The organism is Streptomyces sp. NPDC002926 (assembly GCF_053591755.1).
Window position 1 is genome coordinate 73,048 of the sequence record NZ_JBSFUK010000016.1, and the last position, 16,910, is coordinate 89,957.

16 protein-coding genes and 1 pseudogene are annotated in these 16,910 nt (G+C 69.7%); 12 read left to right on the plus strand and 5 right to left on the minus strand.

Annotated features, from left to right (window positions below; genetic code table 11):
- The first annotated feature begins 9 nt into the window (after window positions 1–9).
- Together whiG and ACWDZ6_RS22720 are read left to right on the plus strand one after the other, a co-directional pair.
- A complete protein-coding gene (whiG, locus tag ACWDZ6_RS22715; RefSeq protein ID WP_366732262.1) occupies window positions 10–846 on the plus strand; it encodes an RNA polymerase sigma factor WhiG in 837 nt (278 codons plus the stop codon).
- 70 nt (window positions 847–916) lie between these two features.
- On the plus strand, window positions 917–1,474 hold the full coding sequence (locus ACWDZ6_RS22720) for a TetR/AcrR family transcriptional regulator (RefSeq protein ID WP_366732307.1): 558 nt from the start codon (window positions 917–919) through the stop codon (window positions 1,472–1,474).
- Window positions 1,475–1,790: 316 nt separating this feature from the next.
- Here ACWDZ6_RS22720 and ACWDZ6_RS22725 read toward each other — a convergent pair.
- Window positions 1,791–2,297, minus strand: a pseudogene (locus tag ACWDZ6_RS22725) (peptidoglycan DD-metalloendopeptidase family protein); the annotation flags it as partial.
- A 216-nt stretch (window positions 2,298–2,513) separates the two neighbouring features.
- On the opposite strand from ACWDZ6_RS22725, the gene rpsB reads away from it, so the two are divergent.
- From rpsB to ACWDZ6_RS22755, 6 genes are all read left to right on the plus strand, one after another.
- On the plus strand, window positions 2,514–3,470 hold the full coding sequence (rpsB, locus tag ACWDZ6_RS22730; RefSeq protein WP_366732261.1) for a 30S ribosomal protein S2: 957 nt from the start codon (window positions 2,514–2,516) through the stop codon (window positions 3,468–3,470).
- Between the two features lie 106 nt (window positions 3,471–3,576).
- The gene (gene tsf, locus ACWDZ6_RS22735; protein WP_366732260.1) at window positions 3,577–4,413 is read left to right on the plus strand and encodes a translation elongation factor Ts; all 837 of its coding nucleotides are present in this window, start codon (window positions 3,577–3,579) and stop codon (window positions 4,411–4,413) included.
- Between the two features lie 159 nt (window positions 4,414–4,572).
- Entirely contained in the window at window positions 4,573–5,358 is a 786-nt protein-coding gene (gene pyrH / locus ACWDZ6_RS22740; protein ID WP_326652906.1) for a UMP kinase, read from the plus strand.
- Between the two features lie 124 nt (window positions 5,359–5,482).
- Complete coding sequence (gene frr, locus ACWDZ6_RS22745; RefSeq protein ID WP_326652908.1) at window positions 5,483–6,040, plus strand: ribosome recycling factor; 558 nt, start codon at window positions 5,483–5,485, stop codon at window positions 6,038–6,040.
- Window positions 6,040–7,143, plus strand: coding sequence for a phosphatidate cytidylyltransferase (locus ACWDZ6_RS22750; RefSeq protein ID WP_451504285.1), 1,104 nt, complete (start codon window positions 6,040–6,042; stop codon window positions 7,141–7,143). The genes frr and ACWDZ6_RS22750 overlap by 1 nt, the downstream gene beginning before the upstream one ends.
- A 161-nt stretch (window positions 7,144–7,304) precedes the next feature.
- Window positions 7,305–7,484, plus strand: a complete 180-nt coding sequence (locus ACWDZ6_RS22755; RefSeq protein ID WP_451504286.1) for a hypothetical protein — start codon at window positions 7,305–7,307, stop codon at window positions 7,482–7,484.
- Window positions 7,485–7,656: 172 nt separating this feature from the next.
- Here the strand turns inward: ACWDZ6_RS22755 and ACWDZ6_RS22760 are convergent, their stop codons facing one another.
- From ACWDZ6_RS22760 to ACWDZ6_RS22775, 4 genes are all read right to left on the minus strand, one after another.
- The gene (locus tag ACWDZ6_RS22760; protein WP_451504287.1) at window positions 7,657–8,448 is read right to left on the minus strand and encodes an ABC transporter permease; all 792 of its coding nucleotides are present in this window, start codon (window positions 8,446–8,448) and stop codon (window positions 7,657–7,659) included.
- On the minus strand, window positions 8,445–9,437 hold the full coding sequence (locus tag ACWDZ6_RS22765; RefSeq protein ID WP_451504288.1) for an ATP-binding cassette domain-containing protein: 993 nt from the start codon (window positions 9,435–9,437) through the stop codon (window positions 8,445–8,447). The genes ACWDZ6_RS22760 and ACWDZ6_RS22765 overlap by 4 nt, the downstream gene beginning before the upstream one ends.
- Before the next feature lie 62 nt (window positions 9,438–9,499).
- Window positions 9,500–10,345: a DUF4097 family beta strand repeat-containing protein gene (locus tag ACWDZ6_RS22770; RefSeq protein WP_451504289.1), complete on the minus strand. Its 846-nt coding sequence runs from the start codon at window positions 10,343–10,345 to the stop codon at window positions 9,500–9,502.
- Window positions 10,346–10,427: 82 nt separating this feature from the next.
- Window positions 10,428–10,943, minus strand: coding sequence for a hypothetical protein (locus tag ACWDZ6_RS22775; RefSeq protein ID WP_451504290.1), 516 nt, complete (start codon window positions 10,941–10,943; stop codon window positions 10,428–10,430).
- 719 nt (window positions 10,944–11,662) lie between these two features.
- Between ACWDZ6_RS22775 and rlmN the strand changes: the two genes are divergently transcribed.
- From rlmN to ACWDZ6_RS22795, 4 genes are all read left to right on the plus strand, one after another.
- Window positions 11,663–12,769: a 23S rRNA (adenine(2503)-C(2))-methyltransferase RlmN gene (gene rlmN / locus ACWDZ6_RS22780; RefSeq protein ID WP_451504291.1), complete on the plus strand. Its 1,107-nt coding sequence runs from the start codon at window positions 11,663–11,665 to the stop codon at window positions 12,767–12,769.
- A 240-nt stretch (window positions 12,770–13,009) separates the two neighbouring features.
- Complete coding sequence (locus ACWDZ6_RS22785) at window positions 13,010–14,107, plus strand: thiamine ABC transporter substrate-binding protein (protein WP_451504292.1); 1,098 nt, start codon at window positions 13,010–13,012, stop codon at window positions 14,105–14,107.
- A complete protein-coding gene (locus tag ACWDZ6_RS22790; protein WP_451504293.1) occupies window positions 14,083–15,762 on the plus strand; it encodes an ABC transporter permease in 1,680 nt (559 codons plus the stop codon). The genes ACWDZ6_RS22785 and ACWDZ6_RS22790 overlap by 25 nt, the downstream gene beginning before the upstream one ends.
- Window positions 15,762–16,793, plus strand: coding sequence for an ABC transporter ATP-binding protein (locus ACWDZ6_RS22795; RefSeq protein WP_451504294.1), 1,032 nt, complete (start codon window positions 15,762–15,764; stop codon window positions 16,791–16,793). The genes ACWDZ6_RS22790 and ACWDZ6_RS22795 overlap by 1 nt, the downstream gene beginning before the upstream one ends.
- Window positions 16,794–16,910 lie beyond the last annotated feature (117 nt).

Genomic DNA, 16,910 nt, shown 5'->3' on the forward strand with positions numbered 1-16,910 from the left:
AGGCAACGCATGCCCCAGCACACCTCCGGGTCTGACCGCGCGGCAGTGCCACCCGCTGCCCGAGGCACCGTGCGGCCCCCCGCTCCCTCGTCGCTCGAGGAGCTGTGGCGGTCGTACAAGGCCACGGGTGACGAGCGGCTGCGGGAGCAGTTGATCCTGCACTACTCGCCACTGGTGAAGTACGTCGCGGGCCGGGTGAGCGTGGGGCTGCCGTCCAATGTTGAACAAGCGGACTTCGTCTCCTCCGGAGTATTCGGACTCATCGACGCCATCGAGAAGTTCGATATCGACCGGTCGATCAAGTTCGAGACATACGCGATCACCCGCATCCGCGGCGCGATGATCGACGAACTCCGCGCTCTGGACTGGATCCCGCGCTCCGTCCGGCAGAAGGCCCGGGCCGTGGAGCGCGCTTATGCCACGCTCGAGGCGCAGCTGAGGCGTACGCCCTCCGAGTGTGAGGTCGCCACCGAGATGGGCATCGCCGTCGAGGAACTGCACGCGGTTTTCAGCCAGTTGTCGCTGGCGAACGTGGTCGCGCTGGAGGAGCTGCTGCATGTCGGCGGTGAAGGCGGCGACCGGCTCAGCCTGATGGACACCCTTGAGGACACCGCCGCCGACAACCCGGTGGAGGTGGCCGAGGACCGGGAGCTGCGGCGGCTGCTCGCCCGCGCCATCAACACCCTGCCGGACCGCGAAAAGACCGTCGTCACTCTCTACTACTACGAGGGCCTCACCCTCGCCGAGATCGGCAATGTCCTCGGCGTCACGGAGAGCAGGGTCAGCCAGATCCACACAAAGTCGGTTCTGCAACTCCGCGCGAAGCTGGCCGACGTCGGGCGCTGACGCCGAATCCTCCTGCCGCGTCCCCGGACATCCGTAGAGTGGAGACGTGCCCAGGATTCGAGCGGCCTCCGTGGCCGAGCACCGGACTATGCAGCGAGGCGCCCTGCTGGATGCCGCGCGCTCCCTTCTGTCCGAAGGCGGTACGGAGGCATTGACCTTCCCCGCCCTCGCCGAGCGCACGGGCTTGGCCAGGTCCTCCGTCTACGAGTACTTCCGCTCGCGCGCCGCGGTCGTCGAAGAGCTCTGCGCGGTCGACTTCCCCGTCTGGGCGGCGGAGGTCGAGTCCGCGATGGAGCGGGCGGACACGGCCGCGGGCAAGGTCGAGGCGTATGTACGCCAGCAGCTGGAGCTCGTCGGGGACCGCCGCCACCGGGCTGTCGTCGCGATCTCCGCCGGCGAACTGGACGCCGGGGCGCGGGAGAAGATCCGCGCCGCGCACGGCGGGCTGATCGCCATGATCGTCGAGGCGCTGGGAGAGCTGGGCCAAGACCGGCCCCGGCTGGCGGCGATGCTGCTGCAGGGCGTCGTGGACGCCGCGGTCCGCCGTATCGAGCTCGGCGCGGCGGAGGACCCGGCGGAGATCGCCGACGCGGCCGTGTCCATGGCGCTGCGGGGCGTACGGGGCTGACCCCGTGCGGGCGCCCGCTCCACAGCCCCCGATGTGACACGGCGGCGGTGAGCAGGAGCAGCACCTCATGGAGCGCGAGCCCGGTCCCGGCGGCCCCGGTCCCCGCGACCGCAGGAGTCCCCGCGACCGCAGGCGCGGCGAGCGCTGCCGGCCCGGCAAGCGCTGTCGGCGGGGCCGCTTCCACAGCGGGGATGCCGAAGACCGGGAGCAGTCGGGACGGGCCGTGGCGCAGTAGCCAGGGCGGCAGCAGCGACAGCGGATCCAGATACTCCGTGCCGCGCAGCAGACCCCAGTGCAGACAGCCCGCGGCACAGTGCGACGGTCCCGCGGCGACCATGGCGACCACTTGCCCGGTGCTCACCGCCGTGCCTTCCGGCAGGAGCGGACGGACCGGCTCGTACGTCGTGCGCAGCGGCGGCTCACCCGTAGCGGTGAGGACGATGGAGAGCACTCCGCGGCCCGCGACCAGGCCCGCGAACGAGACCCGGCCTGGTGCCGCGGCCCGTACCGGTGTGCCCGGCGGAGCGGCCAGATCCACTCCGCGGTGCCCCGGCCCGTACGCAGATGCCGGCGGCTCCCAGCCCCGTACGACCGAGGGTCGAGGCGGTCCCACCGGCCAGCCGCGGTCGCGGTCGGCGGCCGGGGCCACCCCCGCGCCCGCGATGAGCAGGGCCGAGGCGAGCACCGCGACGAGCGGTCCGCGATTCATGAGGCGATTCATGAGGCGGTGGATGAGGCGATTCATGAGGCGGTGGATGAGGCGGTCCTTGACGCGGTACATGGCACAGACCGTCCCGCGGATCACCGCCACCGCGCTGATCATGGTCCGGATCTGTGGAGTACTGACGGGTTGTGGACAGCGCCGTCACCCGGCACCGCGCGGGTCCCGTACACTTCTCATGGCGATCCGGGTCACCGGGTCGACTTCGCACGCCCCGCCACCACACCTTCTTCAGGTCGGTGGCCGCGCTCCTCGGTCCCTTGTGGCACGGCGCGTCGGGGCGTCAGGACATAACCGAGAATCCAAGGAGATACGGCCATGGCCGTCGTCACGATGCGGGAGCTGCTGGAAAGCGGCGTCCACTTCGGTCACCAGACCCGTCGTTGGAACCCGAAGATGAAGCGATTCATCTTCACGGAGCGCAACGGCATCTACATCATCGACCTGCTCCAGTCGCTGTCGTACATCGACCGCGCCTACGAGTTCGTCAAGGAGACCGTCGCCCACGGCGGCTCCATCATGTTCGTCGGCACCAAGAAGCAGGCCCAGGAGGCCATCGCCGAGCAGGCGACGCGCGTTGGTATGCCGTACGTCAACCAGCGTTGGCTGGGCGGCATGCTCACCAACTTCTCCACCGTCTACAAGCGCCTTCAGCGTCTGAAGGAGCTTGAGCAGATCGACTTCGAGGATGTGGCCGCGTCCGGCCTCACCAAGAAGGAGCTCCTGGTCCTCTCCCGCGAGAAGGCCAAGCTGGAGAAGACCCTCGGTGGTATCCGCGAGATGTCCAAGGTGCCCAGCGCCGTCTGGATCGTGGACACCAAGAAGGAGCACATCGCCGTCGGTGAGGCGCGCAAGCTCAAGATTCCGGTCGTCGCGATCCTCGACACCAACTGCGACCCCGACGAGGTCGACTACAAGATCCCGGGCAACGACGACGCGATCCGCTCCGTCACCCTGCTCACCCGCGTGATCGCCGACGCCGTCGCCGAGGGCCTCATCGCCCGTTCCGGCGTCGCCACCGGTGACTCCAAGCCGGGCGAGAAGGCCGCCGGCGAGCCCCTCGCCGAGTGGGAGCGCGACCTTCTCGAGGGCGAGAAGAAGGCGGACTCCGACGAGGCTGCTGAGGCTCCGGCCGCTGCCGAGGCCGAGAAGCCGGCCGAGGCTGCTGCTGAGGCCCCTGCCGCCGAGGCCGCTGCTGAGGCTCCGGCCGCCGCCGAGGCTGCTGCTGAGGCTCCGGCCGCCGAGGCCCCGGCCGCGGACGCCGAGCAGGCCTGACCTCACAGGTTCGGTAGTTGACGGCGGGGGACGGTGCCACACGCACCGGCCCCCGCCGCTCACCCGTAGATCTTCGACTTTCGACTTTCGAGAGAGATTCAAGGACATGGCGAACTACACCGCCGCTGACGTCAAGAAGCTCCGCGAGCTCACCGGCGCCGGCATGATGGACTGCAAGAAGGCCCTGGACGAGGCCGACGGCAACGTCGACAAGGCCGTCGAGCTTCTCCGCGTCAAGGGCCAGAAGGGCGTCGCCAAGCGCGAGGGCCGCAACGCCGAGAACGGCGCCGTCGTCTCCCTCATCTCTGAGGACAAGACTTCCGGCGTTCTGCTCGAGCTGAAGTGCGAGACGGACTTCGTCGCCAAGGGTGACAAGTTCCAGGCCGTCGCCAACACGCTCGCCGAGCACGTGGCGCAGTCCTCCCCGGCCGACCTCGAGGCGCTGCTCGCCTCCGAGATCGAGGCCGGCAAGACCGTCCAGGCGTACGTCGACGAGGCCAACGCCAACCTCGGCGAGAAGATCGTCCTCGACCGCTTCGCGCAGTTCTCCGGCGGCTACGTGGGTGTGTACATGCACCGCACCATGCCCGACCTCCCGCCGCAGGTCGGCGTCCTGGTCGAGCTGGACAAGGAAAACGCCGAGATCGCCAAGGACGTCGCGCAGCACATCGCCGCCTTCGCGCCGAAGTACCTCACCCGCGACGAGGTTCCGGCCGACGTCGTCGAGAACGAGCGCCGCGTCGCCGAGGCCACCTCGCGCGAGGAGGGCAAGCCCGAGGCCGCCCTTCCGAAGATCGTCGAGGGTCGCGTCAACGGTTTCTTCAAGGAGGTCACCCTCCTCGACCAGCCGTTCGCCAAGGACAACAAGAAGTCCGTCCAGAAGGTTCTGGACGAGGCCGGTGTCACGCTGAAGCGCTTCTCGCGCATCCGCGTCGGCGCCTGAGCCGTACGCGATCGACCCGGGAGCCCGCTAGGGTTTCCCACGCAGTCATCGGCCGCGTAGGCGCCGGACGACCGCAGATCTGACGAGGAGGCCATTGCCGACAGGGACACCAGCACCCACCGGCAATGGCCTTCTTCGTATGTGCACGAGGAGATCTCCATGAACAAGGGCTCGGACGCCAACCAGGCTGCCGACGACAAGAGCGACGACCTGTACGGCAAGAAGATCGGACGCTTCATGCTGAAGCTGTCCGGTGAGGCATTTGCCGGCGGCGGAGCGCTCGGCGTCGACCCCGACGTCGTACACGCCATGGCGCGCGAGATCGCGGCGGTCGTCCGTGACGGCGCGGAGATCGCGGTCGTCATCGGCGGCGGTAACTTCTTCCGAGGGGCCGAGCTCCAGCAGCGGGGCATGGACCGGGCCCGTTCCGACTACATGGGCATGCTCGGTACGGTGATGAACTGCCTCGCTCTCCAGGACTTCCTGGAGAAGGAGGGCATCGACTCGCGCGTCCAGACCGCCATCACCATGGGCCAGGTCGCGGAGCCCTACATCCCGCTGCGCGCCGTGCGCCACCTGGAGAAGGGCCGCGTCGTCATCTTCGGCGCCGGTATGGGCATGCCGTACTTCTCCACCGACACCACTGCCGCCCAGCGAGCCCTGGAGATCGACGCCGAGGCCCTGCTGATGGGCAAGAACGGCGTCGACGGGGTCTACGACTCGGACCCCAAGACCAACCCCGACGCGGTGAAGTTCGACGCGCTGGAGTACGGCGAGGTGCTCTCCCGCAACCTCAAGGTCGCCGACGCCACCGCCATCACGCTCTGCCGCGACAACAACCTCCCGATCCTCGTCTTCGAACTGCTCACCGAAGGCAATATCGCTCGCGCCGTCAAGGGTGAGAAGATCGGCACACTCGTGAGCGACCAGGGCACCCGCGCCTGACTCGGGGGAGTCCCTCGAGGGATGGACAAAGCCCTGCCGGTCGGACACCGTGCAGGGGAACGCGACACAGGTTCCGCCGGCCCTGTTGCACGCCGGGCCTACTCAAGACACGCAGGAGCAAGTGGTGATCGAAGAGACCCTCCTCGAGGCCGAGGAGAAGATGGAGAAGGCCGTCCTGGTCGCCAAGGATGACTTCGCCGCGATCCGCACCGGACGTGCGCACCCGGCGATGTTCAACAAGATCGTGGCGGACTACTACGGTGCGCTGACCCCGATCAACCAGCTGGCGTCGTTCTCGGTTCCCGAGGCGCGGATGGCCGTGGTGACCCCGTTCGACAAGACCGCGCTGCGCAATATCGAGCAGGCGATCCGCGACTCCGACCTCGGCGTCAACCCGAGCAACGACGGCAATATCATCCGGGTGGTGTTCCCGGAGCTCACGCAGGACCGCCGCAAGGAGTACATCAAGGTCGCCAAGACCAAGGCCGAGGACTCCAAGATCTCGATCCGCTCCGTCCGCCGCAAGGCCAAGGAGACGATCGACAAGCTGATCAAGGACGGCGAGGTCGGCGAGGACGAGGGCCGCCGCGCGGAGAAGGAGCTCGACGACACCACCGCGAAGTACGTGGCGCAGGTGGACGAGCTGCTCAAGCACAAGGAAGCCGAGCTGCTCGAGGTCTGATGAACGACTCTTCCTGGGGGGCCCCGCCGAGAGCCGGTTACTGGGGGCCGCCCGACCAGGGGCCTGCCCCGGCGGGTCCCGCATACGATGAGCATGACGCACAGCAGACTCGGCCCATGCCCATCGTGCCGGACTTTCCCGACGCAGGTAGAGACGCCGAAGACGGCGACGACCGCAATGACCGCGACCTCGGGGCTGCTCGGCGGAGTGGCTCCCCGTCCCGTGATGAGATTCCGCAGGAGCCCATGCCCACCCCGCCGCCGGCGGCCTCCGAGCCGCCGCAGAAAAAGCGGGCCGGCCGTGATCTACGGGCGGCCATAGGGGTAGGCGTCGGGCTCGGCGCGGTGATCGTCGCGTCACTCTTCATCGTCAAGGCCGTGTTCGTCGGCGTGATAGCGGTCGCCGTCGTGGTCGGACTGTGGGAACTGACGTCGCGGCTCGAGGAGCGCAAGCAGATCAAGGCACCGCTGGTGCCCCTCGGGGTCGGCGGCGCGGCCATGATCGTGGCCGGTTATGTGCGCGGCGCGGAGGGCGCATGGGTCGCCATGGCCCTCACGGCACTCGCGGTGCTGGTCTGGCGGATGACCGAGCCGCCCGAGGGCTATCTGAAAGACGTGACGGCAGGCGTCTTCGCCGCGTTCTACGTGCCTTTCCTGGCGACGTTCGTCGCGATGATGCTCGCCGCGGACGACGGGCCGCAGCGGGTGCTCACCTTCCTGGTGCTGACGGTGGTCAGCGACACGGGGGCGTACGCCGTCGGCTGGCGCTTCGGCAAGCACAAGCTCGCGCCGCGCATCAGCCCGGGGAAGACCCGCGAAGGCCTGCTCGGCGCGGTGGCCTTCGCCATGGTGGCGGGCGCGCTGCTCATGGAGTTCGTGATCGACGACGGCACCTGGTGGCAGGGGCTGCTGCTGGGCTTCGCGGTCGCGGCCAGCGCGACGCTCGGCGACCTGGGCGAGTCGATGATCAAGCGAGACCTGGGCATCAAGGACATGGGTACGCTGCTGCCGGGCCACGGCGGCATCATGGACCGACTGGACTCGCTGCTGCCGACGGCCCCGGTCGTCTGGCTGCTCATGGTGATCTTTGTAGGAAGCGGCTGACCCGCGCGTTCGTATGTGAGGCGTTGTTGAGGGGTTCGTTGTCCACAGGGCGGCGGGCCCCTCTTCGTATCCCTGCGACATTGATAGGACCCTGCCCAAGCCCGGAGAACTTCCAGTCTTCCTTCAGTAACCGGCCCCGGCTGGAGATCCAGTCGGCGGCGGTGGCGGCACACGCGTACGCCGGCCGCCCGGGGCCGGTGGCGGAGCTGACCGAGCGGCTGCGCACGCTCCTCGCCGCCCCGAGTCACAACCCCGTCGGGCTCCCGGTGTACGGGACGGTGCTGCACGCGCCCTCGGCCTGGCCGGAATCACGTCCGGGGACACCTCTCCCGTACGGCTGATCGCGCCGGCCGAACGGATGTGGGTGCAGTGTGAGTTCCAGTCGGCGATGTCCTCGGCCCGGCCCGGCGGGCGGCCGAGGACGCGGACGGGCGGCGTACGCCGACGTGGTGTCGGAGTACGCCGCCCTCGGGCGGGACGAGCCGCGGGAGGCGGCCCGCGCTGTCGTCCCGGCTACTTCGGATCGCGGTTGAAAGCCGCCTTCGACCAGTAGTAGCCGAGCGCGGAGAGAGCCAGGCACCAGGCGATCGCGATCCACCCGTTGTTGCCGATCTCGCTGCCGAGCAGCAGCCCGCGCAGGGTCTCGATGGCCGGGGTGAACGGCTGGTACTCGGCGATCGGCTGGAACCAGCCCGGCATCGCGTCGACCGGGACGAAGGCGCTGGAGAGGAGCGGCAGCAGGATCATCGGCATCGCGTTGTTGCTGGCCGCCTCGGCGTTCGGGCTGACCATGCCCATCCCGACGGCGATCCAGGTGAGCGCCAGGGCGACGAGCGCGAGCAGCCCGAACGCCGCCAGCCACTCCAGTGCCGTGGCGTCGGTGGACCGGAAGCCGATGGCCACGGCGACGGCGCCCACGAGGACCACGCTCATGACCGACTGCAGCACGCTGCCGACGACGTGCCCGATGAGCACGGACCCGCGGTGGATCGCCATCGTGCGGAAGCGGGCGATGATGCCCTCGGTCATGTCGTTGGAGACGGACACCGCGGTCCCGACCACGGTGCCGCCGATGGTCATCAGCAGGATGCCCGGCACGACGTAGGCGATGTACTCGGAGCGATCGGCGCCGCCGCCGCCAATGCCCGCGCTCATCACGTCGCCGAAGACGTAGACGAAGAGCAGCAGTAGGACGATCGGCGTGAGCAGGAGGTTCAGGGTGAGGGACGGGTAGCGCCGCGCGTGCAGCAGGTTGCGGCGCAGCATCGTGGACGAGTCACGCACGGCGAGGGAGAGTGAGCTCATCGGAGAGCCTCCTTGCGCTGGTCGGTGTCGCCGGTCAGGGCGAAGAACACGTCGTCGAGGTCGGGGGTGTGCACGGTCAGCTGGTCGGCCTCGATGCCGGTGGAGTCCAGCCGGTCGAGGATGGAGCGGAGCTCGCGCTGGGTGCCGTCGCTGGGGATCTGCAGCGTGAGGGAGTCGTCGTCCCGGGTTACCTCGCGCAGCGCGAGGGCGGCGCTCTGATAGGCGGACGGGTCGGAGAAGCGGAGCCGGACATGCCCGCCGGGGATCAGCCGCTTCAGCTCTTCCGCGGTGCCCTCGGCTGCGATCCTGCCGTCGTTGAGCACGGCGATACGGTCGGCGAGCTGGTCGGCCTCCTCCAGGTACTGGGTGGTGAGGAAGACGGTGACGCCGTCGGAGACCAGCTCGCGGATGATCTGCCACATGTTGTGGCGGCTGCGCGGGTCGAGGCCGGTGGTGGGCTCGTCGAGGAAGATGATCCGCGGGTTGCCGACCAGGGTCATGGCGATGTCGAGGCGGCGCTTCATGCCGCCGGAGTAGGTGGAGGCGGGCTTCTTCGCGGCCTCGGTGAGGTCGAAGCGCTCCAGCAGCTCGGCGGCGGTGCGGCGGCCCTCGCGCTTGGACAGGTGGTGCAGGTCCGCCATGAGGAGCATGTTCTCCTCGCCGGTGATCAGGCCGTCGACGGCGGAGAACTGCCCGGTGACGCCGATCGCGGTGCGCACCCCGTCCGGAGACGTGGCGACGTCGTGGCCCGCGACCTGGGCCTGCCCGCCGTCGGCGGCGATGAGCGTGGACAGGATCTGCACGGTGGTGGTCTTGCCGGCGCCGTTCGGCCCGAGCAGTGCGAACACGGATCCGGCCGGGATGCGCAGATCGATGCCGTTGAGCACGGTCTTGTCGCCGTACGACTTGCGCAGACCGAGGGTGGAGACGGCGGCGGGCGACTGCGGACCGCCGCCCCGCCTGGGCGTGGGCATGACAGAAGAAGGCATGGAGCCCTCCCGTTCGAAGGGTGAAGGGACTGGGGGAGTGGGCGAGTTGGCGGGGCCGGTCCTCAGGCCCGGGCGCGGCGCACGTCGATGTTGCCGTAGCGGGTCCGGGCGCGGACCTCGACAGTGTCCTCGGACTTCTCCGGGGTGTCGGAGGCGGTGAGCGTGTTGCTCACCTGCCCACGGCCGGAGCTGACGTCGAGCCAGGCGGCGGTGCCCTCGCGGATGCCGACCTCGATGGCGCCGTAGGAGGTCTCCAACTGGACGGTGCCGCGGGCGACTTCGGCGACGCGCAGGGTGCCGTGGGCGGTGGTGGCGGCGACCGAGCCCTCGGCGCGCGCGATGTCGATGTCGCCGTTGGCGCCGTTCACCCGCAGGTCGCCGGTCGCGGCGCCGACGGTCGTGGTGCCGTGCGAGTTCTTCAGTACGGCGGAGCCGTCGACGGTGCCGACGCGCAGGCTGCCGGAGCTGGTGCTGATCTCGGCCATGCCCTCGATCCGGTCGACCGTGATCGAGCCGTGGGAGGCGGTCAGCTGGAGGGGCCCCGTAGTGTCGAGGCGGACATCACCGGACGAGGTCTTCACCCGGACCTCGCCGAGCCGGCCCTCGCCGAGCACCTGGGCCCAGGCGCCGGTCATGTCGACGCGCGAGCCCGTGGGCAGTTCGACCGTCACGTCGACGGTGCCGGTGCGTCCCACGAGATTGCGGTGCTTGGGCGTCCTGACGGTCAGGACGCCGCTTGCGTACGTGACCTCGGTCTGGTCGGCCGACCGTACGTCCTGGTCCCGCTTCGGGTCGCGGGGCCGCACCTCGACGACCGTGTCGAGGCGGTCGCCCGCGGTGAACCGGATGGAACCGGCGTACACGTGGGCGGTGACCGAAATCGGTTCGGGAGTGTCGAAAGAAGGCATGGCTGTACCGTCCTCATGAGTCTTTGGGGCGTCCCCGCTGGTGGGACGTGGTGTGGGTGAAGTGGGGCTTGCGCGGGCGCGGCTAGCGCACCCAGCCCGTGAAGCTCTGTCCGACGGTGCGGGTTCTCTCCGTCGTACGCGGCGTGCCGCCGCCGTCGACCGCGGCCGACACGGCCCGGACCAGCCACGCGTTGACCGACAGGCCCTCGCGGCTCGCGACCTCCTCGGCCCGCGCCTTGAGGTGGGCCGGCAGACGCAGATTGACGCGGGCGGTGCCGCCCTCGTCGCCGTCGGCGGGCGCCTGCGCCTTGAGCGGTTCGACGGGCGAGGCCGGCTCCGTGGGGCCGCCGTCGGCGGGCGGCAGCGTCACCACGAAGTCGGGGTCGAGCCCGCGCAGCCGTACGTCGACCGAGCCGGGGGCGAGCTCGCGGGTGATCTCGTCCATCGCCGCGGAGAGCACATTGAGCATGGTCAGACGGGTCGCCGACTCCAGTGGAGCGGTGAGTCGCTCGGCCAGCTCGCGGGCATCTTCCCCGCCGGCTTCGGCGGCCACCGCGAGTTCGCGGCGGAGGGTGTCGACATACGGCGTGAGGTCCATGACGTCATGATGGCACCACTATGGCGCCATGTGCAAGCTCGAGTGGCGCCTTGCATGGGTGGCCTTAAGGATGGCTGCTCTGACCTGGGGAAACACGAAGGGGGCGACCTGAGTCATTGTGGCGCCATGCGTGCTCATGCGCCTTCTGAAGCGTGGAATGGCGCCGGATGGCGCCACTCGGTGCCACTTGGCGCCATGTGATGCCATGCGATGTCGTAAGGGGGTGGTCTGCCCCCGCCTCGCGGTCTGCCGCTGGGCCGAGCCCACCCGAGGCGGCACGATCGGGCTCGCCCCGCCCCGCCCGGCCAGGGCATGTGCGAGGTCGTGATCGGCGGCTGCCTCCTGGCGCTCCGGTTCCACGATGGATTCGTCGGTGCGGCGCAGCTGCCGTACGAGCCTGGCGGTCGCTGCGCAGGCGCTCCGGGCGGGCGCAGGGCGAGGCATCTATTCGGACACGGTTCGGGCCCCGGGGCTCCGGTTCGGCAGGGAGGCCGCAGCGAGGGAGAGGTTCGCCATGCCGTGGTCGACGGCTGCGGCGGTTTCGCTCGCGCTTCCCCTTGGCCCGCTGGCCAGCCGGAACGCGCTCAGGGCCGGGCCGTCTGTGGGCCGTCCGAGGGTGCCCTGCGGTGCCCGGCCGTGACCGACAACGACCGTCAATGCCCACCCCGGGCGTCAACGGCCGCAGGTCACGAGATTCGGTCTGCGACACTGATAGGACCATGCCCAAGCCCGGAGAACTCACTTTCGTCGCGCCCCGCGGAGCCAAGAAGCCCCCGCGGCATCTCGCCGACCTCACGCCCGCCGAGCGCAAGGACGCCGTCGCCGCCATCGGCGAGAAGCCGTTCCGCGCGAGGCAGCTCTCGCAGCACTACTTCGCGCGGTACGCCCACGACCCGGCCGAGTGGACCGACATCCCCGCCGCCGCGCGCGAGAAGCTCGCCTCGGAGCTGCTGCCCGACCTGATGACCGTCGTGCGGCATATCTCGTGCGACGACGACACCACCCGCAAGACCCTGTGGCGCCTGCACGACGGCACGCTCGTCGAGTCCGTGCTGATGCGCTACCCGGACCGGGTGACGATGTGCATCTCGTCGCAGGCCGGCTGCGGGATGAACTGCCCCTTCTGCGCGACCGGTCAAGCCGGGCTCGACCGGAATCTGTCGACCGCCGAGATCGTGCACCAGATCGTCGACGGCATGCGCGCCCTGCGCGACGGCGAGGTGCCCGGCGGGCCGGCGCGGCTTTCCAACATCGTCTTCATGGGGATGGGAGAGCCGCTCGCCAACTACAAGCGGGTGGTCGGCTCCATCCGCCGCCTCACCGACCCCGAGCCGGACGGCCTCGGTCTCTCGCAGCGCGGGATCACCGTCTCCACCGTCGGCCTGGTGCCCGCGATGCATCGCTTCGCCGACGAGGGCTTCAAGTGCCGTCTCGCCGTCTCGCTGCACGCGCCGGACGACGAGCTGCGCGACACCCTGGTCCCGGTCAATACGCGCTGGAAGGTCCGGGAGGTGCTGGACGCCGCCTGGGAGTACGCGGAGAAGTCGGGCCGCCGGATCTCCATCGAGTACGCGCTCATCCGCGATATCAACGACCAGGCGTGGCGGGGTGATCTGCTGGGCCGACTGCTCAAGGGCAAGCGGGTCCACGTGAATCTGATCCCGCTCAACCCGACGCCGGGATCGAAGTGGACGGCCTCGCGGCCCGAGGACGAGAAGGCCTTCGTGGAGGCCATCGCGGCGCACGGGGTGCCGGTCACCGTCCGCGACACCCGTGGTCAGGAGATCGACGGAGCGTGTGGGCAGCTGGCCGCTTCGGAGCGTTAGCGTCCGTGTAACCTGGCTTGAAACATCTACATATTCCGGCAGGGGAGCGCCACAGCGCTGAGAGTGCGACACGGGCTTGGTAATCGAGCCCACTGGTCGCAGACCCTCTGAACCTTGCCCAGGTCATTCTGGGTAGGAAGTTCGGTCATTACTCACAAGCTGTTGCGCCCTGCCCGGATTCCTTTCGAGGGAGCCGGGCAGGGCCGCGTCTCTTCCTGGTCAACCCCAGGAGGAATGTCAGTGAGCACCACCAAGAAGATCACGGTCACCGCGCTGGCCGCGGCGCTGGGCGTCACGACTCTCGCGGCCTGCGGCGGCGAGTCCAAGGACTCCTCGGCCTCGGACGGCGCTTCGAAGCCGAAGACCGTGACGCTCGTCAGCCACGACTCGTTCGCCGCCTCCGCCTCCGTGCTGAAGGCGTTCACCAAGGAGACCGGTTACACGGTCAAGGTGCTCAAGAGCGGCGACGCGGGCGCGGCGCTCAACAAGGAGATCCTCACCAAGGGCTCCCCGCAGGGCGATGTCTTCTTCGGCGTCGACAACACCCTGCTCTCGCGCGCTCTCGACAACGGTCTGTTCACGCCGTACGAGGCAAAGGGCCTGAGCCAGGTGACCGACGAGGTCCAGCTGGACAAGGACAAGCACCGGGTCACGCCCATCGACACCGGCGACATCTGCGTCAATTACGACAAGAAGTACTTCGCCGACAAGAAGCTGGCCCCGCCGCAGTCGTTCGACGACCTGGCCAAGCCCGCGTACAAGAACCTCCTGGTGACGGAGAACGCCGCGACCTCCTCGCCCGGCCTCGGCTTCCTCCTCGGCTCGGTCGGCAAGTACGGCGAGGACGGCTGGCAGGACTACTGGAAGAAGCTCAAGGAGAACGGCGTCAAGGTCGTCGACGGCTGGGAGCAGGCGTACAACGAGGAGTTCTCCGGCTCCGCCGGCGGCAAGAAGGCCAAGGCCGACCGGCCGCTCGTCGTCTCGTACGCCTCCAGCCCGCCGGCCGAGGTGCTCTTCTCCGAGCCGCAGCCGGCCGAGGCACCCACCGGGGTCGCGACCGGAACCTGCTTCCGCCAGACCGAGTTCGCGGGTCTGCTCAAGGGCGCGAAGAACGAGGTGGGTGGCAAGGCGCTGCTGGACTTCCTGGTCTCCAAGAAGTTCCAGGAGGACATGCCGCTCAACATGTTCGTCAACCCCGTTGTCAAGGGCGCGAAGCTGCCCGAGGTGTTCACCAAGTTCGGCGCGGTGGCCGACAAGCCCGAGACCGTCGCTCCCGACACGATTGCCAAGAATCGTGAGCAGTGGGTCCGGTCATGGTCCTCGCTCGTACTGAAGTAACGAAGTCGGTCCGCGGGAATGCGGCGCGGCTGGGGCTGATGGCCGCGCCCGTCGTGTTCTTCGCGGTCTTCTTCGCCTATCCGGTCGTCGCCATCGTCGGCCGGGGCCTCGAGATCGACGGCGTCTGGCAGTTCGGGCGGATCGGTGAGGTGCTGAGCCGCCCCGACATCCTGCGGGTGCTGTGGTTCACCACATGGCAGGCGCTCGCCTCCACGGCGCTCACACTGCTGATAGCCCTGCCGGGCGCCTATGTCTTCGCCCGTTTCGACTTTCCCGCAAAGCGGCTGCTGCGGGCGGTGGTCACCGTCCCGTTCGTGCTGCCGACCGTCGTTGTCGGGACGGCCTTCCTGGCGTTGCTCGGGCGCGGCGGGCTGCTCGACGAGCTGTGGGGCGTGCGGCTGGACACGACGGTGTGGGCGATTCTGCTCGCGCACGTCTTCTTCAACTACGCGGTGGTCGTACGGACCGTGGGTGGTCTGTGGTCGCAGCTCGACCCGCGCCAGGAGGAGGCCGCCCGGGTGCTGGGCGCCGGGCGGTTCGCGGCCTGGCGGAGGGTGACGCTGCCGGCCCTCGGTCCCTCCGTGGCCGCCGCCGCGCTCATGGTCTTCCTCTTCACCTTCACCTCCTTCGGCGTCGTACAGATCCTCGGCGGACCGACGTTCTCCACAGTCGAGGTGGAGATTTATCGACAAACGGCGCAGCTGCTGGATCTCTCCACCGCGGCCGTACTGACGCTGGTGCAGTTCGCCGCGGTGGGCGCGGTGCTCGCCGTACACGCGTGGACGGTGCGGCGGCGGGAGACCGCGCTGAAACTGGTGGACCCGGCACAGACCGCGCGGCGGCCGCGCGGCGCCGGACAATGGGCGCTGCTCGGCGGGGTGCTGGCCACGATTCTGCTGCTGATCCTGGCGCCGCTCGGAGTGCTGGTCGAACGTTCCCTCGACGGGCCCGGCGGCTACGGCTTCGACTACTACCGGGCGCTGACCGCACTGGACGCGAGCGGCGGAACCTTCCTCGTACCGCCGATCGACGCGGTGTGGAACTCCTTGCGGTACGCGCTGGTCGCGACCGCCATCGCGCTGGCCGTCGGTGGTCTCGCGGCGGCGGCGCTGACCCGGAAGGCCGGCCCACTGCTGCGCGGCTTCGACGCGCTGCTCATGCTGCCCCTCGGCGTCTCCGCCGTGACCGTCGGCTTCGGCTTCCTCATCACCCTCGACAAGCCGCCGCTGGATCTGCGGGCGTCCTGGATTCTGGTGCCGCTCGCCCAGGCCCTGGTCGGCGTCCCCTTCGTCGTGCGGATGATGCTGCCGGTCCTGCGAGCGGTGGACGGGCGGCTGCGCGAGGCGGCGGCGGTGCTGGGCGCATCGCCGCTGCGGGTGTGGCGGGAGGTCGATCTGCCACTGGTGCGGCGGGCGCTGCTCATCGCCGCCGGATTCGCCTTCGCCATATCGCTCGGCGAGTTCGGTGCGACGGTCTTCATCGCGCGGCCCGACAATCCGACGCTGCCGGTGGCCGTGGCGCGACTTCTCGGCCGGCCCGGCGAGCTCAACTACGGGCAGGCGATGGCGCTGAGCACCATCTTGATGGTGGTGTGCGCGGTGGCGCTGCTGGTGCTCGAACGAATCCGTCCCGACCGATCGTCCGGGGAGTTCTGATGGCTTTGCTGCGACTGGAGGACGTGACCGTACGGTTCGGGGCGCGCGCGGCGCTCGACGCGGTGGATCTCGAGGTCGCCGAGCACGAGATCGTCTGTGTGCTGGGGCCGAGCGGCAGTGGGAAGTCCACGCTGCTGCGGATCGTCGCCGGGCTGCAAGCAGCCGACGGCGGACGGGTGTTGCTGTCCGGTGCGGACCAGGCCGGCGTTCCGGTGCACCGGCGCGGGGTGGGCCTGATGTTCCAGGATCATCAGCTCTTCCCGCAGCGCGACGTCGGAGGCAATGTCGCCTTCGGGCTGCGGATGCATGGCACCGGCCGGGACGAACAGGCCCGCCGCGTCGGCGAGTTGCTGGAGCTGGTCGGGCTGCCGGCGGCGCAGCGGCGGGCTGTCGCCTCGCTGTCCGGCGGCGAGCAGCAGCGGGTGGCGCTGGCCAGGGCGCTGGCGCCGCAGCCCCGGCTGCTGATGCTGGACGAGCCGCTGGGGCAGCTGGACCGGGGGCTGCGGGAACGGCTGGTCGTCGAACTGCGGGGACTGTTCGGGCGCCTGGGTACGACGGTGCTCGCCGTCACTCACGACCAGGGCGAGGCATTCGCGCTCGCCGACCGTGTCGTCGTCATGCGGGACGGCAGGATCGCCCAGGTGGGCACGCCGCTCGATGTCTGGCAGCGGCCCGCGTCCGAGTTCGTCGCGCGCTTCCTCGGCTTCGACAACGTCGTGGCGGCGACGGTGAGCGGCGCGGCCGCGGACACGGTGTGGGGCAAGGTACCGGTGCCGGAGGACGCGCCGCAGGGCGCCCGGCAGGTGCTGGTGCGACCGGCGGGTGTCCGACTGGTCCCGCCGGCGGAGGGGCTGCGCTGCACGGTGCGGGCGCGTACGTTCCGGGGCAACCACGTCGCCGTACAGCTGCGACCCGACGAGGGGCCGCCGCTGGAGGCGGAGTGCTCCCTGTGGGATGCCCCGGAGGAGGGCGCGACGGTGGGCGTCGTCTTCGCCGCCGAGGATGTGGTGGTGCTGGCCCCGGCGGGCTGAGTCGGTCGCCGCCGCCCTGACTGCGCCCCGGCCCGACTGCACCGCTGTCCTGGTCGCTCGCGCTGGCCGGCGGCGATCGCGGGGCTGTCCTCGTGCACGCGTTACGCACCGGGTAAT

Excerpts from the sequence above, each read along its gene's own strand:
- ACWDZ6_RS22790 (WP_451504293.1), top strand. The coding sequence starts at position 14,083 with ATGGTCCTCGCTCGTACTGAAGTAACGAAGTCGGTCCGCGGGAATGCG.
- ACWDZ6_RS22750 (WP_451504285.1), top strand. The coding sequence starts at position 6,040 with ATGAACGACTCTTCCTGGGGGGCCCCGCCGAGAGCCGGTTACTGGGGG.
- ACWDZ6_RS22770 (WP_451504289.1), bottom strand. The coding sequence starts at position 10,345 with ATGCCTTCTTTCGACACTCCCGAACCGATTTCGGTCACCGCCCACGTG.
- ACWDZ6_RS22775 (WP_451504290.1), bottom strand. The coding sequence starts at position 10,943 with ATGGACCTCACGCCGTATGTCGACACCCTCCGCCGCGAACTCGCGGTG.
- rlmN (WP_451504291.1), top strand. The coding sequence starts at position 11,663 with ATGCCCAAGCCCGGAGAACTCACTTTCGTCGCGCCCCGCGGAGCCAAG.
- ACWDZ6_RS22795 (WP_451504294.1), top strand. The coding sequence starts at position 15,762 with ATGGCTTTGCTGCGACTGGAGGACGTGACCGTACGGTTCGGGGCGCGC.
- whiG (WP_366732262.1), top strand. The coding sequence starts at position 10 with ATGCCCCAGCACACCTCCGGGTCTGACCGCGCGGCAGTGCCACCCGCT.
- rpsB (WP_366732261.1), top strand. The coding sequence starts at position 2,514 with ATGGCCGTCGTCACGATGCGGGAGCTGCTGGAAAGCGGCGTCCACTTC.
- pyrH (WP_326652906.1), top strand. The coding sequence starts at position 4,573 with ATGAACAAGGGCTCGGACGCCAACCAGGCTGCCGACGACAAGAGCGAC.
- ACWDZ6_RS22760 (WP_451504287.1), bottom strand. The coding sequence starts at position 8,448 with ATGAGCTCACTCTCCCTCGCCGTGCGTGACTCGTCCACGATGCTGCGC.
- tsf (WP_366732260.1), top strand. The coding sequence starts at position 3,577 with ATGGCGAACTACACCGCCGCTGACGTCAAGAAGCTCCGCGAGCTCACC.
- ACWDZ6_RS22765 (WP_451504288.1), bottom strand. The coding sequence starts at position 9,437 with ATGCCTTCTTCTGTCATGCCCACGCCCAGGCGGGGCGGCGGTCCGCAG.